Genomic DNA, 3,656 nt, shown 5'->3' with positions numbered 1-3,656 from the left:
GATGATGCAGGGGCGCTGCAGTCGCAGCTTAACCACGCCCGGTTCGCGGGCATTGCGCTATGTCAACGCGCGGACCGTCAGAAAGCTTTGACCTTTACGCCCACTCTTTGATCTACGCTGTTCATCGTGCAAATGCGGCCAATGTCTCGAAAGAGCCCGAAGCGGAAGCACCAAACGCATGATCTAGTGGGAGTATTGTGTAAATTTTCATAGTGTTTAGTTCATTCCCAGCGCGTCCTCGATCGCGGGCAGCGAAGATATAAGACCAAGGCTGTTTGCATCGTCCCGTAAGCAACTGAGCGCTGCAATCGTCTCGCTGTTGTTAGTGCCCCTTTTCACGGCGACAAGCGCCCGCGCCCTCGCAACATAAAAGTCCGACCACGGCAGAGTTTCTCCTTTTGGAAACGCCGCAAGTGCGTCCGCGTACCGGCTGACCTCATCCCAATCGCCTCTAGCAAGCATAGCCTCAATAGCATCCCGGTAGAAAAAAGGGGGATTATGTCCGACGCATCCGCTTTTAATGATCGCTTCCGCTTCCGCGAGCGCATGATCCTGCTCCGATGGATCACTGACGATGCGAATAAAGTGCCCGAGCATTCGGGGTCCGCCAAACGAAAAGCCCAGTTCTCGTGCTGCAGAAATCGCACTATTTATCATGGAAAGCGCCTCACTAGAACGGCCATTTTCCTTCAAGGAAACGCTTTGAAATGCCATGGCCTCTTGACTGAAACGCACGGATCCAAGCCGTTCGCCAAGCGTGCGAACGTGGGCAGCGTACTTATCCGCCGTTGACCAGTCGCTTAGCTCCGTCGCCGCAAACAAACAGGCCGCGGCAGCATTGAGCTCGGCGCGGTCGTGCCCGACACGACTTGCAGCCTCGATTGTTGCACGACCGAGTTCAAGCGTTTCGTGTAGCTCGAGCAAGTAGATCTTTGTCTGGCAAACCTGAGCGGCGTTCGCCACCTCTGTGCGGCCGTAGCCATGTTGGCGGCAGAGATCGACGCATTTGGAGAGCATCTCATGTGAGGTGCGCATACGACCGGCCACGTAGGCCGCATCACCCAACCCACCGAGTCCACGAGCCTCGCCTTCGGCTGAACCGATTTCCTTTGCATACTTTATGCTTTGCCTATGACCAGCCTCGCATCCAACAATATCGCCTTTTGGAAACAACAGATTGCCCCGCAAATGATGAATCCGCATCAGAGCATCTTTCAGTCCCTCCGCTTCCGCTATGGGCTGTGCAATCTCAAGCAAGCCCAGGGCTTCATCTGTGCGCTCTACGATCCTCATTCCTTCGGCGACTCCGAGAAGTGCAAGGCACTTTTCCGCTTGGTTGGTATGCACGGAGAGCGCTTGCTGATATGCATCAATCGACTGTTCCGGTTCTCCAAGCTCACAGAGCAGGTCACCAAGCATGCAGTTCAGGTCGAACTTAGTGTTCTGATCGTCGGCCAGCTTGAGGCCACGTTCCGCGAGACCGCGTGCATTCTCCAACCTCAGAGCTTTTTTCTGTGCTTCGGCGGCGGTAAGATAGGCTGCGGCGGCGCTTTTGTGGTTTGCTCTTTCCAGATGCTCGGCGCGCAGCGACAGATCGTTCTCGGAAAACCAATCGGCGGCGGCGAGGTGCAATTCGTTCCGGCGTGAGCGAAGCAACGAGCCGTAGACACCATCCCTTACGAGAGCGTGGACAAATAGGTAATCCTCTCCCTGCTCCTGGATAAGTTGGTGTCCAACCAGCTTCGCGCAGTCGTAGTTGGCGTCGTCGATCAGATTGCAAAGCGCGGCGAGTGAAAAGCGCTGACCGAGCACAGAGGCCGCCTGAACGACCGCCTTTTCGGATGCAGGCAATCTATCGAGCCGCGCCTGTACAATGCTTTGGACGGATCCGGGCACCTGAAGCTCTCCAGCCTCCTCAACGCTTCGAAGAAGTTGCTCTAGGAACAATGGGTTACCCGCAGCGCGTTCGATACATGTCCGGGCGAACTTATCCGCAGTATCAACAAAATTCTCTGCAATCCCCATCGCATCGGCGGGGCTGAGTGGGCCGAGGTCCAGCGTCATTAAGGACGTTCCAGCTACGAGGCCACGCCACGCGGGGTCAAGCGGATCACCTTCAATTCTCGACGTGAGCACGATGATGATGGGAACTTCAGCCGCACCCCGTCCAAGTTCTGCAATTTGTCGCAGGACAAGCCTATCGGCCCAATGCAAATCTTCGAAAACAAGCAGCCTTGGATAAAGGGCGCTCATATTGCGGGCCAGGGCAACCACAGTCTCAAGCTTGCCTGCGTTTCGGGTCAAGTTATCCATCGCATCGTAGGTTGCAGTATTTTCCGCGGACTGCGGCAGGTCGAGAAGATCGTTCAAGTGAAGTTCGTTTTTCGCAGGAACGATGCCTTGAGAGAGCACGCGTTGCGCGGCAGCGCACCGGTCTTCCACTGCATCACCGGAAGGCAAGTCGAGCAGGCTCCGCACCAGTGTACGCACGGGATCCTGCCCTTTACCGACACCAAAATCCAGTATCAGTGTGCGGTGGCACCGAAAGCCGCGCTCAGATGCCAGACTGCAAAACTCACTTGTCAGACGGGTCTTGCCAATTCCAGCATCTCCTCTGATCTGGATTATCTGGCCCTGTTCAGTATCCGTGCAGATTTCCAGCGCCATCGTGAACTGTCGAACCTCGGCCACCCGTCCAACGAAAGGGCGGTCTTTGCGCGCGTCAGGCGAGGTCTCGTTCCTTTTTACAGAGTACACACGGACCGGAGACGCGAGGCCCTTCACCGCGATCTCGCCCAAGTCTTTTGTTGCGATCGTGTCCGAAACCGATCTGCGAACGACCGAGGAAACAAAAATCTCATCCGCCCCAGCCTTATCAGTAAGCCGTGCAGCAAGATTTACCGAGTCGCCAATAACTGTGTAGTGGCTGTCAGGGCCCACACCGCTCGCAATGACCTCGCCACTGGCAATACCGATGTGTACCTGTACCGGGCGGCCGACATGGGCAGAGATGTCCGGCATCGCATCCTGAATGGCAATCGCAGCGCGAACCGCCCTTTCGGCATCGTTTCCGTGAGAAAATGGCGCTCCGAATACCGCCATAACACTGTCACCGACATGCTTGTCTACCGTGCCCCCGCAATCTCGGATGATTTTATCAGCGTGGTCGAAATAGACCACCAGAAGCTCGTGCACCTCTTCGGAATCGATCAACGAGGACAGTTTGGTAAATCCACATATATCAGCGAAAAGAACTGTGACTTGTCGGCGCTCACCTTCATGCTGGGCAGTGACAGGAACTTTGAGAAATTCATCAGCAGCCGATTTGTTTGACTGATCTTCTTGAGCGAGATTTGTGATCGCTTCAAGTAGCCTGCGCCTATGCCCGACCGCAGCAATACCAATTTCTTTCAGGTCATCGGCGGTCAGATGAGCAAGCACTTGCCCGTCAATGTAATTCTGTTCGAAGGCAGCCGCATATTCGCCAAGCCCGAGGCTCTCGAGCCAGTCACGCACGTCGATTTCCATGCCATTCCAATCCCCGGTTTAAAACTCGACTTTATCAACGAAACTGTCGGCCGGTCTATCGCGAAAAACAAAATGGGCTTTTTGAGAGCGCGCTGTGCTTCACAGCGGGAAGCTGTCATATCTAGTGG

1 protein-coding gene is annotated in these 3,656 nt (G+C 55.3%); it reads right to left on the bottom strand.

From position 1 onward, the window contains the following. Positions 1–216: 216 nt before the first annotated feature. Positions 217–3,516, bottom strand: a complete 3,300-nt coding sequence (locus AC221Y_RS21770; RefSeq protein WP_486708415.1) for an adenylate/guanylate cyclase domain-containing protein — start codon at positions 3,514–3,516, stop codon at positions 217–219. Between the last annotated feature and the right edge of the window lie 140 nt (positions 3,517–3,656).

The organism is Boseongicola sp., assembly GCF_057460485.1.
The sequence above is the reverse complement of the archived record's forward strand: the minus strand, read 5'-3'. Positions and strand labels throughout refer to the sequence as shown.